The organism is Ensifer sp., assembly GCF_031989085.1.
In the GTDB taxonomy this organism is placed as follows: Bacteria; Pseudomonadota; Alphaproteobacteria; order Rhizobiales; family Rhizobiaceae; genus Ensifer.
In genome coordinates this window covers 66,691-84,935 of record NZ_DALZXU010000002.1, presented here as the reverse complement: position 1 = coordinate 84,935, position 18,245 = coordinate 66,691, and the positions used below count along the sequence as shown (strand labels likewise).

Below are 18,245 nucleotides of genomic sequence, written 5' to 3'. Positions count from 1 at the left end.
CTGCCTCCTGGAAGACGGCAAGGTCCCGCAGCTCGGATATGAAGCAAGCTGTGGACCGGGGGGCGGGTGAGTGCCAATAGCAGAGCAGTCGTCTGCGCCTTCACGAATTCTCCCCAAATCAGTTGTCTTCTTTTGCGAGACGCCACGAAAACAGCGCACCCACCCTGTTGATCGGATGATCGGCGGTGCATGTGAGAACGTCGCAAAGATAGGTCTCGGGATCGAGACCGTTGAGCGTCGCGGGCTCGATGAGCGACAGGAGCGCGGCAGCGCGCTCACCGCCCTTGTCCGATCCGGCGCACAGCCAGTTCTTGCGGCCGAGCGCGATCGGCCGGATTGACCGCTCGGCGGCATTGTTGCCGACTTCTATAGTGCCGGCATCGAGCAAGCGGCAGAGAGAGGCCCATCGGGTCATCGCATAGCGGATCGCCTCCGCCGTGTTGGTTGAGCGCGCCAGGTCCGAAAGCACGTTGTCCTACCACTGCTTGAGGCCGCGATCTTCGGTTTGGCCCGGTTCTGGCGGATAGACCTCCAGCCGATCTCCATGAGCGACGGCTTTGCGGACCGTTTCGGTGCGGCCCTTTCTGCTGCCGCAGTTGGATCCGTTTCGCGAACCGCATCCGGCCCGATCAGCGCCACCGACTGATCATTTCAATCGGACTTCCTCAGATGACTACTCTTCTAAGTAGGAACCCGGGATTAACCTAACCACCTCCGGCCTAGGTTCTCGGTTTCGAATTAAACCATAAAGCAACTCATTCTCGCTCAGTGCATACCTTGCATGCTATGCGCTGCCCGAAATGTATGGTCAGTGAAGAGAAGTGACAATGCGATCGAGAAGAAGATTGACACCCTCGTAGTGCTGTAGGCGAATTTGCTGAAATATCCTAATATTGTTCTCCATCATAACCATTCTCTGCTTCTGTGTCGGAATCTGACCTTCAATGAACGAATCGCGGAGGATGTAAGATAAGCCCATTCGCTGGAAATCACCGATTTCCTCATAATGAAGTATAGGGATCACGCCAGCTGCACAATACTCGACTATTTTCGTTGGGCAGGACACTCGGTTGACAATCGAGTTAGTTCGCAAAGCGTAGCCAAAATCGGCCTTCAGATACTCGATCCATACTTGTTGTGTGTTTGCGGCACTTTTAACCGAAATGCTCTTACGTTGGTTTTCCGAGTATTTCGCCAAGATATTCTCAACGGCATCGGTCTCTTGGGTCACAATCGTTACCGCGAGGTCGATAGATGCTGCATGCGCCACCACTAAGGGTAAACACTGCCATTCTTGAACGCCGCCTGCATAGATGAGCCTATCCTCAAGATTAGACCTTTCATTTACAGTAGAAAGGTAAGGGTAATCAACGACAATAGGGACAACTATAAGCCTTGTATCCTCCAGTACCGGATACTTCGCCGAAATCCAATCTTTCATCGAATGCGTAACGCAGACAATCTCTGTTGCTTCCAGAAGCGCTTGACATTCGAGCTCATGCGCTTGGGTCGCCCCTATAGGATCACCCTGAAGTTCAAGCTCTTCGGGAACCACCCCATGCAAATCAATAATCCGCCTCTTTGCGCTAGTGAACGCCTCGAACGCATCTGCGTTCCTCAGCGGGAAGATTGTATGGGTATAAACTGCAGCTGCATTCTTAGCTAGGCCCACCACGACCTCACCGATAAGCGGATCAGACAAATAGAGAGCAAAGACTCCCTCTGCATGCCTTCGGAAGTTACTTCCTTCGCCTTGGCCGCTTAAACAAACATAAAGCCGTTTCCAGTCCTTGAATCGGGCATCAATAGAACGCAACCGCTGGACATACCCCTCGCCCGAAGGGCAATTAAAGGGATCGACAACCGAAAGAAATACAATATACGGCTCCCTTCCGAAAAATACGGAGACAATATTTTCTATGACGGCCGGAACCAGATTACCGGCGCTCGGGAAATCAGATTCCGAGCGATTAGCTAGATCTCGGCCCGAGAGCTTTTCCAGTTCTGATCTAAAAGCCCTCGAATGAATTCCATATACAAGATAGTGTTCGAACGGGGCGCATCCAGTGCTGTTGAGGGCGTCGATGTGCTCCCGCCTGTACCAACACGTGTCAAAAGCACAGTTTGGCCGCAAACCCGCTGCCTGCCCAATCTCCAAGAAATGCTGGAGGGGGGATACTTCGCTTGGTAGCTGATATTCCCTAGAATACCAATCGGAGTCGAATGCGGCGTTCGGCTTACGGCGCTCAAGAGCCCCTTGGGCCACGAAATGCTCTAGCGCGCTGACCGTCACGTCTTTGTAGTGTTCTTGATACCATATCGGATCAAAATAGGGGCAAGGCTTGTGATTTTGCGCCTCCCCAACAGTAGCATAATGCGCAAGTGGCTCCCCGTTTCCTACGGAGTAAACTGAACTGTACCAAAGTGGAGAAAAGTAAGGGTTTGGTTTTCGTCCTTCTTTCCACCCACGCTGAACATAGTGAGACAGGGGTTCCCTTCCAGATATTTTTACGTCAGGATTCCCTGCGAGATACCAACTCACATCGAATAATGGATGCGGTGAACGACCCTCAAGCCATCCGAATTCCACGTAGTGAGAAAGCGGTTCGCGACCAGCCTCAAGCACATCTGGGTTGCCAACCAGATACCTCTTCCCGCTAAAGATCCTGTGCGGTTCACACCCTTTCTTCCAGCCGGTTTCAATGTAGTGTGTGAGTGGCTCACCAATGGATCGCGCGACTTCATGATTTGTCGCCAAATACCACGCTGTATCGAACAACGGGTGCGGTGATCGGCCCTCGCTCCATCCAAATTCAATATAGTGAGCGAGTGGCTCGTGTCCGGCGAGGCTTACATCGGCGTTTACTTCAGCATACCACTTCACATCAAAAAGTGGATGTGGTGACCGCCCTTCAGCACTACCGAACTCGATGTAGTGAATGAGCGCATTCCCGCCAAGCTTGGCAACGTCCGGATTGTTTCTATAATACCAGTCAGCGTCAAAAAGTGCCATCGGTTGACGTCCTTCGCGCCAGCCATTTGCAACGAAATGCGCTAGCGGATCTGAGCCCGCCTCCCGGACGTCCCGGTTCCGATCCAGATACCACTCCCCATTAAAAAGAGGGTGTGGCTGGCGTCCTTCGAGCCAACCGAAACTCGAATAGTGCGCCAACGGCTCAAGGCCCGCATCTCTCACGTCTCTGTTTTTTCCAAGATACCATTGCCCGTTGAAAAGAGGATGTGGCTGGCGGCCCTCGCGCCAACCGGTCGCAGAATAGTGTGCCAACGGCTCAACTCCCGCGTCCCTGACGTCAGCGTTCCTCGCTAAGTACCACTGTCCGTCAAAGAGTGGATGGGGTTGGCGGCGCTCTCGCCAGCCATTTGCTACGTAATGTGCCAGCGGCTCCAACCCCGAGTGCAAGACATCAGGGTTTTGACGCAGATACCACGGACCGTCGAAGAGTTCGTGGGGCTTGCGGCCCTCCCGCCAGCCGACTTCTGAGTAGTGCGTCAACGGCTCCAGGTTTGCTTCTTTGACATCAGGGTTCTCTGCCAGATACCAGTTCGGATCAAAAAGCGGATGAGGTCGACGCCCCTCATGCCATCCGAACTTGATGTAATGGTCAAATGGTGCCAGGTGCGAACCTGCTACGTCATGGTAGGTGTCCATGTACCACGAACTATCGAATAGTGGCGCCACCTGAAATGACTGTTGAGACCGCGTCGACGTTGTGCTTCGATGGCCGAAGCTCTTAAAGAAGATATTCATTAGTTCAGAGTCCAAAGAAGGAAATAGTAGCCGACGTTACATCTGCCAAGCGCGTATGGTAGTCTCTAAGGTCGGAAAGGTCTTCCATGATCCGCTCGCTCCTATTCAAGGCAGTCAACACTTTCCCAGCAGCGGCTTCTTCATCCCCGAGAGGATAAAGGAAAGCTTCATTCTCTCGGGCAACTTCGCGGTGTCCTTCATTGGCAGCCAACACCACTGGAATCCCTGCGGCAATGGACTCCGCCGCCGAAAGGCCCCACGTTTCATGCCGCGAGCTTGATACAAACACACTCCGCTGAGATCCAATTTCGGAATATAGCTCATCAAACTCGTCGAAGGGCACTGCACCTCTTATGAAGACGTTCTTGAGGGTCCCTAGATGACTAGCTTCGTCGTACACAGATGAGCAATCGCGGCTTGGGGTTATAATGAGCATGGAGATTTCTGGTTCAATATTCTTTGCCAGAGCATGAATTCTCAATGCTTCGCTGACATTTTTCCCCGGCTCGACTCGGCCGATATAAAAGATAACTGGCATTCCCCAGCGGCCATTGCCCAAGGCGGATCTTGGCTGGGGTACCCGGTTTGGTAGAATTTCAACTGGAACGTTGACCAGCTCGCTTACACGCCTCTGGACAGACAATGATGGTACGCCCACCGCGCGCACGTGAACTGGCAATGTTCTAAGGTAGACCTGTGCTTGATAGCCACTAGCGTGGCACTCTGCAAAGAGTTTACTGCGTTTGGGGACAAACTCGAAGAACTCGGGAGTATCTATAAGACTAAAAAACTCATAGTCCGCGAGTCGAGGATTAGTGACGACACGAGCATAATCATGCAGGCCGTAAGAGTCGATGGCCTTCTTTATCGCCGCCAACCCACCATGATCCCGCAAGAAAAGGAGATCAAGAGTGACCTGTGCGCCGGTCGCCTTCAATGCTAACGCACGGTTCAATAGTGCACGCTCAACGCCCCCTAAGGTAGCGAACTGATACACAGTGAGGATGCGGACCCGCTTCATTTTGGTGCCACCAACGCAGCAAAACGTTCGCGCCACAAGGACGCGCTCGTGAAACTGGCCATCGCTGAGTAATCTAACTCCCCGGCACAAATTCGCGCGAAGACTTCCTTGATCAACTGACCACTGTCACCCAAACTTTGAAGCGCAATTGTTTCCGGGTAATTTGCAAGATGCGGCATCCCGCTCGCAATCACCGGCAATCCAAAGTAGAGATACTCGTAGATCTTTATCGGATCCACGGCTCGCACCAACGGACCATTAACAAATGGAATGAGTGCGACGTGCCACGTGCTTGCTACTTCTGCCAACTGATCGGCGGGAATGAACCCTAACAGCTTCACGTTCGGGAGACTCTGTATCCGTTCCCGAACCCATTCTGGCTCGCCGTAACCAACCAAACGTAGTTCGATATCAGGATTCCCAGAGGCTAAATCTAGAACGGCCGGCCAGTCGAACCAAGCATCCGTCAGGTGACCAAAATAACCAGCGACGATCTTGTCGTTCGGTGAATGATTCCTATTCGAAACAAAATGTTCACGATGGCTCATTCCACGCAGCCCATTCGGGATGCATACGATGTCCGTACGCAGAAGCGAAAACTTTTCTGCAAGCACATTGGAGACCGCCGTTACCTTGTCACTCGCTTGAATAGCCCTCAACTCGAATTCTTCACGCCACCAAACCGCTTGACCAACCTCGCTAAACTCCTCCCATTCATCCATGATATCGTAAATCACTTTGAAGCCCAGCGATTGAGCGGTCGGGACAAACTCCACAAAATCCTCACTCGGCAGCGTCAGAAGGTAGGTACCCTCGCTTTCGAGCGCAGCTTCCCGGACTAGTTTCTCTAGTAGTTCGAGATCGAAACGACCTATCTCAAGTACTGAACCTCCAAATATGCGCCCTCTATGCTTCAGCTTCTCTTCCGGATCCCATTGCCACGCTGCGAAGATCACAAAGTATCCGGCCGCAGCAGCCTCTTTTGCAAGCGCAATAGGGCGCTGATTATACTCGGGTTTAAACTCGAACGCAGAATTCACGATGAACAAACCTCGACGCAGGCCGGTCTTCACAAGCTCGCAGCCAAGACGAACACCATCGACGACGTCAAACGACATGATGTCCGACAATGCTTCTAGATCTACCACCCCATCGCCAGCTGCGTTACGCTCACTAAGGCGGGCAACAGCGTTTTGTAATAGAAACGAAATAGAAGAAATATCAATCGTTGGCCTATCGCGCGCCACCGTAATCTGTTTGGACGTGTACCTGGCCTCAAACAAAGACTGCCGCAATTGCTCCAGCTCTTGCTCCCCCGAGCGCTCCGAAGCCAAAAGGACTCTCAATGTTTTCAGCTCCGTAGAAAGCCGGATAATATCTGAGTGCAGCCGAACATTGTCCGTGCGCAACTGAGAATGCATGTCAGCATTGTGATTGCCTTGAGCGTTCATAAAATAAATTTCCTTAAAGTGTTTCCCTAATAATTTTGGCAATCTTTTTTGAAGATGTACCGTCACCGTATGGTGAAATATTACGCGCCATCCCCTTGTACACTTCGTCATCATCGAGAAGGAGGTTTGTCTCCTCCACGATTACGTCCTTTTTTGTACCAATTATTTTCACGACTCCCGCAGCGACAGCTTCCGGTCGTTCGGTCACATCGCGTAAGACGAGAACGGGCTTCCCCAGTGCTGGCGCCTCTTCCTGAATTCCACCGGAATCAGTCAAAATCAGATGAGCGTTCTTCATCAGAAAGACCATCTCGATATAGCTTACCGGATCAATGAGATGGATATTGTCGCTACTTTCTAGCATTCCGGTTACAGTCGCTCTGACTGCCGGATTCAGATGCACAGGATAGACAATTTGTACATCCGGCCTATTTGCGAGCTCCAGCAATGCGTTACAGATTGAGCGGAAACCTTCCCCAAGGTTTTCTCTTCGATGACCAGTAACGAGAATTGTTCGCTTGTCATTTAAAAGAAAACTGAATTTTTCAAGCTGCGATGCTGCTCCACTTAACTTCGCTTCCGCGTAGAATAGTGCATCAATTCCCGTATTTCCCGTTACGTATACTTCCCCAAGCACCGATTTTTCGTCACATAGATTGCGTCTTGCCTGAGCTGTAGGTGCGTAGAGCTGTTTTGCAATCGAGTCAATGAAGACGCGATTTAACTCTTCGGGCCAGGGCTGAGAATAATCGCGCGATCGAAGCCCGGCCTCGACGTGGCCGATCGGAATCTTTGCATAGAAGCAGGCTAGTGCCGCGGCCATCGCAGTCGTCGTATCTCCGTGTACAAGAACCAGGGATGGCTGCACTTTTACGAGAAGCTTTGTAAACTCCCCAAGTATCTTAGCTGTAAGCTCAGCCAAGGACTGGTTCTGCGTCATCACGTCGAGATTTACGTCAACTTTCTCGTCAAAAATCCGAAGTACCTGCTCTAACATTTGCTTGTGCTGCCCCGTTGAAACAGAAAGCACATTACAAAAGTTCTCGGCACGGAGCTGTTTAAGAACCGGAAGCATCTTGATGGCCTCAGGGCGCGTGCCAAAAACAACAATAACAGTGTTACTCAAGCCAAGCTCCAATTTTTGCTTATTAGAATAGATACAGATACATCAATCGATCATCGACAATCAGACAATCGATTATACTGGTTGGACAACAACGCACATCCACCGCCGCTCTCTTGTTCCAGCCCGTCTATTATGTCAATTACATTCATCCTTTCGCGCTCCTGGCAAAGGATCACATTCTTAAAATTGGCCGAGAACTGCTGCCTCGCAACAACTGCTCTATTTGAACGGATCGCTAGATATGCGTTCAGTTCAGGTATTGAAAGACACGCTGGCATCGGAGGTGGAGCGGGAGGATTTAGTAGTTCAGCTAAAGACGGTGGCTTGACATCGCTCAACCCACGAGATGTGCAATTCGAGTATTCAATAGCGTCGATGTTTTCAGACGTTACGAAGCCAGCAAGCTGTGAACCGCACAAAAGCACAGGCTTGGCAGCCGACAAAGCCTCCAATACGACGCGCCCTTCGCCGATTATCAAGTCATAGTCAGGTATTTTAGTTTTGAACGAATGATCGGCCCCCATCACTCGAATCTGCCCTCCAACTTCCTTAACTTTTTGTGTGATTTCATGTAACAGTGGGCCGTCGCCAAAAATGTCCAAGCGGACCACGTCAGGGCAATCTCTTAACATTTCCAAAAGTTCGTAGAGACCCTCACACTTTCCGACATCAAACCGTGACGCGAACGCGGCCTTTAGCATTGAAGTTCCGGAAGCCTTCTTCGTTTTCGTTACACTTGAGCGCTCCGTTGCTGAAGCATTTGAGATCATTAGCAATCGACGAGTTAGGCCGACTGAGTTTGCGCGCGCTCGCACCTCACCGGACACAGCAATCGCTCGGTCAACCAAATTCGTGATTACAGCGTGAAAGATGCCTTTGCCCTTTCCTAGCCACGGTATCCATATTGGCCCGTGAAGGGTGTGGACGTGTACACTTGTTGCCATACACGGCGCCGACGCAACTGCGATAGCGGGCCACGGTGTGTGCGTATGAATGACACTGCGTGGATAGAGATGAAGAATGCTTGATAGCGATTCTTGGAAGAGCACGAGCCCTTTGTAGTCGCACAGCAAGTTTGGATTGACCGGGAGCTCAAGAACATCTCCGCCCCAAAAAGTTGGGACGCTGCTACGCCAGCCAGATGGTATCGCCAATATATGCTGGACAGTACTATCGAGACATCGAATTGCTTCTAGGCGTGACTCCAGGCCACCGAGACCAATGGCCTCTAGAATATGAATATGCACTACTGATTGCACGATATGCTCCCTTTTCGACCTCCATTTTAATTGCAGTTTTTGGAAGAAATTGAAGCATCATTTTGAGATTACTATCAGTTTCAAATGATTTCACGCTTGACGCTCCGCTCTCTCTTTGGCGGAGACCTACCATCCCCCGAATTTGGGCAATCCCTTGGCAGAATTGCTCCAGCTGAGCCCGGCGAAACTATCCGAGGTCCAACCGATAGATTGACCTGCAGCTAATCTTACACCCTACTCGTCTGCGCGACCCAAGCAATCGAAAAACTCGCGAACTTCGGATTCTATGAAGTCAGTTGTGAAAGATGTCACCACAGACGTCCGCGCTGCACCTCCAATTTTACGCAGTATCGAGGGATCGTCCGCCAATCGGCTTAGAACTTCATACCAATCTTCGTCTGTGACAGCGATGAACCCGCTCCGACAATTATCAACTGCCATATCAAATTCGGCAACCTTGGAAGCCAAAACCGCCATTGAGACCGAACCAGCTTCTACGAACTTCACCGAAGACTTGCATTCGTTGAACGTCGTCTGTTCGAGCGGCACAAGAAGAATATTGTGTTTCTTAAGCTCACTCATCATAGCGTCATAACGCAATAACGGTAGACTATGTACGTTTTTCAGAGATAATAGCCGATCTGAACTTTGTACTGCACCAAGTAATGTCAGCTTGGTACCGGGACGTTCTTTCAAGAACTGATACAGTGAGTTTTCAATTATTGAAAAATCGGCTTTGTGGGAAAGCGTACCCGATGCGTACACCATCCGAAGCTCATCGAAGCTTCTCTCCGGCTCACTCACGTACGTCGCTGGCACTTTATTGCGATAGACAACAGCCTTTTTGGCGTACCGACTTTCAAACACACTCTTCAAGGCTGGTGTCGAAACTACGAAACCATCCATCTTACGCATAAAATTGTCATAGGACCGCGCCACGAACTCCGCTTCGTCAACTTTCCACTCGCCACCCTTAACTGATCCTACAATGGCTATCTGGTCAGGTAGAATCAAATCGTCCATTTCACCTATGCAAGGCAAGCTGGCCCCCCTCGCAACGCGGTAGAACGACTCGACATTTCCTTGCGCCTCGAAGCAGCGCTGGAAGACGACAACACAGGCTCGAGTTATGAAATGTTGCGCTTTTTCTAAGGGGGTGCTCGCATGGATCACCACGGTTTCGTAGCCAACTTTGTTCATAGATTCCGCGAACCATAACGCTCGATACCGGGTCGAAGCGTTACCGAGGCCGGCCGAAGTAATTACTACGACGCGGCGATTCGGATCTCCATACAGCACCTTTGGCTCGAAATACTCGTCTCGCGGGCTTATTGTGTATTCTACATTAAGCCGCTCCGGTAGAAGGTTCTGGATCTGTCGAAGTTCGTGGTGTCCCCCGAGCTTGACCTCAACTCCGTTAAGCATGACATGTGCTAAGGGCGTACGAGTTTGTACCAGTCCTTTAAACAGAGCGAAGAAGTAATCCCGGGAAACCTGCTGCGGAAGAAAATCCGAAAATGCCCCCGAGATGTATTCGAAGTACGCGCGGGCTCCAAACTGAAGTTCTAATGCAGTGCTAAATTCTGTGGGAAGTGGAGAAGTTAGCTTCTTCAATACAGGCTCCACCTGCCCGCTCTCTGTCCGTTCAAGACGGTCTGCCGGTGGCTCAGGAGCGGAAAAGAGTAGTTCAAAAAGCGTCGTATTAGCCTCTACGAATTTGGCATAATAACTTGGGTCACCGCAATCAAACAAAAGCGCCCTGTGTTTCACGCTTTTGCTCACGCGATCTCGAGATCCGACGTAACAGCCAAGTACAGTTACATTACGATCGATTTTATTAATGAAACTTTCAAGGCGTGATTGTATATTGAGTAACCAACCAACATCCACGATGAGAAATTTCCCAGGCTCTAGTAGACCGTTTTGCTCCAAGTATCCCTTCAGAAGGTCTCTCTTTTGAGAAGCCGCCAAGAAAATCTCCTCCGATAAACTGCGGATGAGTTTTGCGGCGATAGAAAGATGGCTCCAATCGGGAACAAACTCTGTGCCAATGAAGTGCTTTTTCACCTTGCTAACGACATGACGATCGGAGGGGTCCAACCCTGCTTTAACAAGATAGTAAGACAGTGGCATCGCGCCTAAATGCAGCCCCTCTAACAGGAAATAGACATCATTCGACGATAACTGGCGTTCAAAGGTGGCTGGAACGACTGTTGCACGAGATAGGTGCAGGTAGCGCGAAACATATTTACTGGACGCGATATCATCTTTGAACAATTCGTCAAATGCGTCCTTCATAATCCGCCCGTCACGGGCCATGAAGACAATATTGGACGCACCAACCTCGTCTGCGGTCTGCTTCACGAATAGCGCCATCATCGCTGCGAGCGGGCCAGAGACCTCAAAGCCAAGGCGAGTGAGGAACGTCGCGGAGGAGCCAGTTGGGGTCTTGCGCCAAAGCTTCAACGACTGTTCAGAGAAACTACCCCAGAGCCGACCAATCTGGGAAAGATTGCTGACATCAACATGGGGATCTACAGCTGATACACGCTCTTCGTAGAGCGCTGGAAAATGCGAGGCCTTCAAGCCGGCTCGACGGGCCATATCCACATCGCTATGCCGGTTATCGCCAAAATGTAGGATGTTATTTGGCGCTACACCAAATTCCTCTGCGCGCTCCTTTAGTAAATCATACATGCGCCCGCTTTCCTTCTTTTTACCAAGGACGGACGAAAGAAAAAGTTGATCCCAATGCGTAAACCCATTCCGTCGAAGAATCGTTTCTATAGTAGCTGCATCTAAATACATGTCGCTTGCAATAAATATCTTCTTTCGCTTTTCCAATGCGTACCTGTATAGAGACAATGCGGTAGGATGAGCAACAGAAACAGATATTTCGAGATCTTTCTCTATCTCCGAGTTCCGGAAGAACGCCATTTCGGCATAGATCTGATCTATATCAACATCATCTCGACTTCCGCCGAACGCCATCAGAACACGGCCCGCGGTATCCATGCGTTCGGAAAATAGTTTTATTGGTGCGGCCTCGCGGTGAGTGTGCCTAAACTCCAGTAGGTCGAAGACGATATCGGGCTGGTTCAGCCGCCGCGTAATCAATGTGTCAAATATATCGAATGAAACGATTTGCGACCGGTCGATACGCCGCAGGGCGACATCAAGCCACGTAGCATCAGGGTTAAGCGTAAACTCCGGAAAGTGGCCAACAATATGTCGACCAGCTTTATCGACGCTATAGTCGGAATGCGCCTTCTCTTTAGCTCTCATGCCAAGCGCCGCGCGGTAAGAATCATCATTAAGCAGATCACGCACCTTTGCAGCCATCTGCTCTACATCCAAATAGTCGATAACGGCACCGGCGTCTTTTTCTACGAAAGTGCACATGCCCCCTGCGCGGTAATCGAAGCAAACCACTGGCAAGCCAAGCTGCGCTGCTTCAAGGCAAACCAATGGGAAGGGATCCTCGCGAGAAGGAAGCAAAAAAACATGACCTTGTCGAAAATAGTCTACCGGTGCGTCTTTGGGTCCAAGCCACGTTACAACATCACTGACGCCACGTTTGATGATTTCAAGCTCTGGATCAGGCATACTTTCGCTGGCAGCGCCAATCCAATACATTCGAAAATTCAATGAGGCAGATCGCTTCAAGGCCGCGCCCACCTCACAGAAAATATCGAAGCCTTTACGGTTTTCGGCCGTCCCGCATCCAAAGATTATGCGATGGCCACTCAACCGCTCCCCAATTTCCGTTGGCGACTGCGGCGTCACGAATGGTGGAAGGTAATCTATAAAACGGGTGGGAACTCCACGATCTCGCAATGCAGTCGTGGAACCCTCGGACACCGCTATGAACCTGGACGATCGCTCCTTCAGGGCTCGGAAGGAGTCTTCATAAAGTAAAAAAAGGTTCTCCATCTCATGGACATGAGTTAACACTTCCGCGTCGAGGAAATCCAAGTGGTGGATGTAGTGTCCAGCGGCAATTGTATTTGCATATATGAGACCAACTCTATCGCCACAAAACTCCCTAAGTTTGCGGTCGAAAGAAATCCCGTGATCAGCATCCATATGGAAGCACTCGCCAAGCGCCTCGAACCTATCAGACCACGGCCCTCTAGATCCAATTACAATACGAAATGGTATGCTTGTATTTACAGAAACCCATTCGATTAGATTGAGCAATACGCGAGGGGCTCCCGTGCGGGAGGACTCGTGAGACAAGAATATTACGGTGGGATTTCCGTTCGGGTCAGTATCGTCAAGGCGCAGTTGGACTGCGCCAACCTTACGTCCTTCTCCGCGCCCGTGATCAATCCAGTGTAGCAACGGGTTCAGACCCAACGCCGCAACATCTCGGTTGTTCTCCAGGTAGTAGGAGACATCGAAGTCTGGATTTGGCCAACATCCCTCTCGCCAACCCTGAGTGCAGAAATGTGTGACCGGGTCTAATCCACTCGCAGCAACTTCAGGGTATCTCGACAAATAATATTCACGGTCAAAAAAGCCGCTGCTGGCGATTGCATAATGCTCGTCAACCGAATTTGCATTCGGCTCACCGTTCATTCTTGTGCCGCCGGCCGAGCAGTTCAGGGCGGCCCCCGCCAATACGGTTGCCCGCCCTTCACTTCGACCGTAATTCAAATAGTGAAGTAAAGGATTTACGTGCGCTGCCGCCACGTCGGGATACATTGAAAGGTAGGCGCTGGTTGAGAACTTTGGCCCCGGGTCTCTCCCTTCGCCAAAGCCGTGCGCGAAATAATGAAGCAACGGTTCAACTCCCGACGCTTTCACATCGGGGTATCGCGCCAAGTACCAACTCGGATCAAAGATGTAATTTGGCTTTCGACCTTCTTTGAAGCCGTGCCTGCGGTAATGATACCAGGGCTCAATGCCACTCAACCGGACATCGCCATTCATCCTTAGGTAGAAATCAGGATCAAACAGCACCCTAGCGCTCGGGCGAACCCGTTGGACTACTCTTGCAAACCAACCGAGCTTTCGTTTCATTAAACTTTCCATTCTCATCGACGGCGCCCTGCTAGGTGATCCGAAGCAGATATCGTCCATATGCTGTTTTTTCGTACTTCCGCCCTATCCGTTGAACATCGGACTTGCTTATTAACCCGCGGAGGTAGGCGACTTCTTCCAAGCACGCAATCTGCGTTCCTTGGCGATGTTGAATTGTTCGAACGAACTCCGACGCTTCAAGAAGGCTATCGTGGGTTCCGGTATCTAACCAAGCATAGCCACGGGTCATCGTTTCAACGAACAACTCACCCCTTTGCATGTACTCTTTGTTGACATCAGTAATCTCATACTCTCCACGAGGAGACGGCGTTAGCTGCTTTGCGATTTCTATGACTCGGTTGTCGTAAAAATATAAGCCCGTCACTGCAAAGTTTGACTTTGGCGTTATAGGCTTTTCCTCTAGGGACACAGCGCGTCGATGTATATCGAGTTCGACGACACCATAACGCCGGGGGTCCTCTACTTCGTATGCGAAAACTGTCGCGCCGAAAGCGCGAGCCCTGGCTCGAGAAAGCATGTTCTCCAGCCCTGCGCCGAAGAAAATATTATCGCCAAGTATCAAGCATACATTGTCGCTGCCAATAAAATCTTCGCCAATAACGAACGCTTGCGCTAGTCCGTCTGGGGAGTTTTGCACGGCATATCTTATGCTAATTCCCCAGTCAGAACCGTCTCCCAAAAGCCGCTTATAGCTTTCAACGAATTCCCCTGCTGAGACAATTAACACATCCGATATACCGGCCTGTATCAATGTCGAAAGTGGGTAGTAGATCATCGGCTTGTCATAAACTGGTAAAAGCTGTTTGTTCACAACAAGCGTCGCAGGATACAACCGCGATCCCGAGCCCCCAGCCAGAATGATACCTTTCATCAAAACTCCATTCCCCTACTTACTTTTCCACGCAGGGAAAAATGAACTGCATGATATCGGAAGATCGTTAGAACTAGGGTCGAGGGTGCACCTTCGAAAGTCAACCGTGCAACACCTCTTGTTCGCAGGCTCATTTAGAAAGCGCGTCCAGAACGTGGCGCAGGGCTGATGTCCAATCGCGCGGATCCATCGCAAAATCCCTTCTAAATTTCTCAGTTCCTAGCCTGGAGTTCGTCGGGCGTCGGGCCGGGGTCGGATATTGATCTGTGCATATCGCTTCCAGCGCCGGAACCATGTACCCGGCGGCCCTGCGCTGCTCAAATATTTCGCGTGCGAAATCGAACCAAGTCGCGGAGCCATCGTTGACAAAGTTGTAGGTGCCTGCGGGAGCATGTCCATCCTCGATTAAGCGAAGTATAATCAGGGCTAGGGCAGACGCGATATCCGAAGCAGCGGTCGGGCATCCGCGTTGATCATCGACCACCTTGATTAGCGCCCGTTCCTCGCCGAGGCGCAGCATCGTCTTCACAAAATTAGCGCCATGGGCGCTAAAAACCCACGCGGTGCGGACAATTACATGGCGCCGGTTCCCCGTCCTAATCGCTTGTTCGCCTGCTTCCTTGGAGGCACCATAGACACCGATTGGGGCGACCGCATCATCTTCGCTGTAAGGCTCGTTTTTCCGTCCGTCAAACACGTAGTCGGTAGACATGTGCACGACCGGGATGCCCCGCTTCCCGGTCGCCGCCGCAATTGCTGCCGGCGCCAATGCGTTTATTCGCCAAGCAGCGAGGACGTCATTTTCTGCGCGATCTACCGCAGTATAGGCGCCGCAATTAATGACACCGCAGAATTCGCCGTTCGCGATATAGTCGAGAATACTTTCGCAATCGCTCAGGTCGAGTTCGCGCCGCGTCGGCGCGACGAGTTGGATATCGTCAGGCCATGAACACGCCTGAAGTTCGGTACCAACCTGCCCCGTGCCCCCGGTTATCAAGATCCTCCGCATCTTCAACCACCCAGACCGCGTCGTGTCGCCGCTTGCGTTCGGTCGAGAATTTCCGCCCACCAATTGCGATTGTCCAAGTACCAGGAAACCGTCTTTTCGATACCGCTCTCGAAACTCTCGAGTGGCCGCCAGCCTAGCCCATCTGCTATCTTCGCCGCGTCGATCGCATAGCGTTGATCGTGGCCAGGTCGATCAGCGACGTATGTGATCTGCTGGGAATAGGAGTGGCCGTCTTCGCGCGGCTGCAAGCGATCCAATACACCACACACGGCCTCGACGACATCGATGTTCCGGCGCTCCGAATTTCCGCCCACGTTGTAGGTCTGGCCGGGCACGCCCTGCTCGAAAACGCTTTGCAGCGCCCGAACATGGTCCTCCACATACAACCAGTCGCGAACATTCGCACCGTTTCCGTACACCGGGAGCGGCTCGCCGGCCAGCGCCTTCACGATCATTAACGGAATGAGCTTTTCTGGAAAATGGTAGGGGCCGTAATTGTTCGAGCAGTTGGTGATCAGCACCGGCAGACCGTACGTGTGCCCCCAAGCGGAGACGAGATGATCGGACCCTGCCTTGGACGCTGAATAAGGCGAGCGCGGGTCATACGGTGTCTTTTCGGTGAAATAGCCGGTTTCACCGAGTGAGCCGAAAACCTCGTCTGTGGAAATGTGATGGAAGCGGAATTGCTCTCGCCGTCTGCCTTCGAGCCCGCGCCAATAGTCCAATGCCGCTGTCAGCATGGTGTACGTGCCGACAACGTTCGTCTGTATGAATGCCCCCGGCCCATCGATCGATCGATCAACGTGCGACTCTGCGGCCAAATGGGTAATCACATCAGGTTGAAAGTCCTGGATTGCAGTGGCCACGGCACGCTCATCGCAGATATCCCCCTGCTTGAAGCTGTATCGTGGCGAAGACGCGACGGAGGAAAGAGATGTCAGCGTACCGGCATAAGTGAGTTTATCGAAGTTCAGGACTTCATGTTCGGTGTTCCCAATGAGATGTCGAACAAGGGCCGATCCAATGAAGCCGGCGCCGCCGGTAACAAGAATGCGCATAGTCTATCTTCCCTTACACTTCAGCCAGCTCTAGCGGAATACCGTCATAGTCGAAGGGGCTATCGAAATCACGCAGTCGTTGCAGTTGACCATCTTTTGAGCTCAGGATCGGTGCAACGCCCATGGGCAGCGGCCATTCGATACTGAGCTCAGAATCACTCCAGATGATACCGCCATCGTTCTGCGGAGAATAAAGGCTGGACACCTTGTAGGTCACCTCGGTTGAGGCTTCGAGCGTCACGAATCCATGTGCGAAACCGATGGGTATGTAGAGTTGGTGTCCATTTTCAGCAGAAAGCTCTGCACCAACCCACCGTCCGAAGGTCGGTGAACCACGACGAATATCAACAGCGACGTCGAATATCCGGCCACGGATGCATCGAACAAGTTTTGCCTGCGCATAAGGCGGCGTCTGAAAATGCAAGCCTCTTAACGTACCGATCGGAACTGAGAGCGAGTGATTGTCCTGAACAAAGCGGTCGTGAATGTCGTACGCCGCGAATGCCTTTTCGTTGTAAACTTCCGAAAACCAACCTCGATCGTCACCAAATCGTTTCGGGTGAAGCAACAGCACCTTGGAAGTCATCAGAACGCACCCGTATTTCGATCGTGTGTGACAGTGGTCGAGCCCGGATGGCGTCGCTGAATGGATTGCTCAGGGCTCAGATCAGCAACTCCCGTAGCTGCTGCCAACGTCATTTGCAAGGCGGCCTCTTTCGTCGCCGCGGCGCTCGTCCGGCGCTCCTGCAGATTGCCGGCGAGTTCATTGATCGTTTGGCACCAGATCATGGCGTCATAAGGAAGGCGAACTTCAGCATCATCACCGGGAAAGCCATACACGACCCCTTCTGAAAACACCCCGGCTGCCTTGTACCGCGCGACATCGATCCGCTTCGTCGGAGCGCGACTATCGTTCACGCGCGACGGGTGAAGGGGTACGAGCATGATGTCGATCGTGCGTTGTTCGGCGTCGGCAAGATAGTCGGCCCAGGGCATCGGTTTTCGCACAGATACACGCTCCATACCGGCCCAGATTGATGCCGCACGCCCGTCGGCGAAGACCTCGAAGCGAGTCTGCGGTCGCTGCGCCAAGACTTTCTCGATAACAGGACGCAGAAAGCGGTGTTCTTCGAGGTGAACACCCGTCGCGTGATAGGCGATCAACACCTGGTCCGAGGCTGGGTTTGCAGCGTGGGCGTCATCGGCAGCGCGCTTCCACAAGCGTTCCGGCGGCGCCGGAGGCAGCACCTGGACCTGATGCAACTGCAATGTCGACGCCAAATGCCGTGTCGAGGCCCAGACGATATCGAGGTGGCGATTGAGACGGCGCAGGGGCCAAAGGGCTCGAAAATAAAGAAACAGGCGGTAGGAGAGATCGGCGTCACTTCCCGTCACAACCGCTGGGATATCGTCGTCGAGGAAGAGGCCGACCCCGGAAAAGCGATCCGCATGGGTGTCGAGCCAGGTCAGCACGTCCGGCGAAGCGTAGCGGCAGACGATGATGAAGGCCCCTTGCGGGTCCAGTTCGCCAAGATTGCCGTGCCTGATGTCGACAGCCTGGAACGGGGGCATGCCCGGCGCTTCGAGCCGCGCTGCGAAATAATAGTCGTAGGTCGGGTTGGGCATGCGTCCGAA

General features: G+C 52.0%; 12 protein-coding genes and 1 pseudogene. All 13 read right to left on the bottom strand.

What is annotated here, in order from left to right:
* Positions 1–118: 118 nt before the first annotated feature.
* The 13 genes and pseudogenes from RTP54_RS13380 to RTP54_RS13325 all read right to left on the bottom strand — a co-directional run bounded on the left by RTP54_RS13380 (position 119) and on the right by RTP54_RS13325 (position 18,236).
* Positions 119–469: a transposase gene (locus tag RTP54_RS13380; RefSeq protein ID WP_409517127.1), complete on the bottom strand. Its 351-nt coding sequence runs from the start codon at positions 467–469 to the stop codon at positions 119–121.
* A gap of 339 nt (positions 470–808) precedes the next feature.
* Positions 809–3,670, bottom strand: a complete 2,862-nt coding sequence (locus tag RTP54_RS13375; RefSeq protein ID WP_312363372.1) for a hypothetical protein — start codon at positions 3,668–3,670, stop codon at positions 809–811.
* A 103-nt stretch (positions 3,671–3,773) separates the two neighbouring features.
* A complete protein-coding gene (locus tag RTP54_RS13370; RefSeq protein ID WP_312363370.1) occupies positions 3,774–4,790 on the bottom strand; it encodes a glycosyltransferase family 4 protein in 1,017 nt (338 codons plus the stop codon).
* Positions 4,787–6,241, bottom strand: a complete 1,455-nt coding sequence (locus RTP54_RS13365; RefSeq protein ID WP_312363368.1) for a glycosyltransferase — start codon at positions 6,239–6,241, stop codon at positions 4,787–4,789. Before RTP54_RS13365 ends, RTP54_RS13370 begins: the two co-directional genes overlap by 4 nt.
* 13 nt (positions 6,242–6,254) lie before the next feature.
* The gene (gene wecB / locus RTP54_RS13360) at positions 6,255–7,367 is read right to left on the bottom strand and encodes a non-hydrolyzing UDP-N-acetylglucosamine 2-epimerase (RefSeq protein ID WP_312363367.1); all 1,113 of its coding nucleotides are present in this window, start codon (positions 7,365–7,367) and stop codon (positions 6,255–6,257) included.
* 50 nt (positions 7,368–7,417) lie between these two features.
* Positions 7,418–7,969 carry a hypothetical protein gene (locus tag RTP54_RS13355; protein WP_312363365.1) on the bottom strand — a complete coding sequence of 184 codons (552 nt, stop codon included), beginning with the start codon at positions 7,967–7,969 and terminating at the stop codon, positions 7,418–7,420.
* 165 nt (positions 7,970–8,134) lie between these two features.
* Positions 8,135–8,614: pseudogene (locus RTP54_RS31065) on the bottom strand (glycosyltransferase); the annotation flags it as partial.
* A 246-nt stretch (positions 8,615–8,860) separates the two neighbouring features.
* Positions 8,861–13,651, bottom strand: a complete 4,791-nt coding sequence (locus tag RTP54_RS13350) for a glycosyltransferase (RefSeq protein WP_312363363.1) — start codon at positions 13,649–13,651, stop codon at positions 8,861–8,863.
* Between the two features lie 31 nt (positions 13,652–13,682).
* On the bottom strand, positions 13,683–14,543 hold the full coding sequence (gene rfbA, locus RTP54_RS13345) for a glucose-1-phosphate thymidylyltransferase RfbA (protein WP_312363361.1): 861 nt from the start codon (positions 14,541–14,543) through the stop codon (positions 13,683–13,685).
* A gap of 130 nt (positions 14,544–14,673) precedes the next feature.
* Complete coding sequence (rfbD, locus tag RTP54_RS13340; RefSeq protein ID WP_312363359.1) at positions 14,674–15,552, bottom strand: dTDP-4-dehydrorhamnose reductase; 879 nt, start codon at positions 15,550–15,552, stop codon at positions 14,674–14,676.
* Between the two features lie 2 nt (positions 15,553–15,554).
* Positions 15,555–16,610 (bottom strand): dTDP-glucose 4,6-dehydratase, encoded by a 1,056-nt coding sequence (gene rfbB / locus RTP54_RS13335; protein ID WP_312363357.1) that lies wholly within the window; start codon positions 16,608–16,610, stop codon positions 15,555–15,557.
* Between the two features lie 13 nt (positions 16,611–16,623).
* On the bottom strand, positions 16,624–17,196 hold the full coding sequence (gene rfbC / locus RTP54_RS13330) for a dTDP-4-dehydrorhamnose 3,5-epimerase (RefSeq protein ID WP_312363355.1): 573 nt from the start codon (positions 17,194–17,196) through the stop codon (positions 16,624–16,626).
* The gene (locus tag RTP54_RS13325) at positions 17,196–18,236 is read right to left on the bottom strand and encodes a hypothetical protein (protein ID WP_312363353.1); all 1,041 of its coding nucleotides are present in this window, start codon (positions 18,234–18,236) and stop codon (positions 17,196–17,198) included. Before RTP54_RS13325 ends, rfbC begins: the two co-directional genes overlap by 1 nt.
* Positions 18,237–18,245 lie beyond the last annotated feature (9 nt).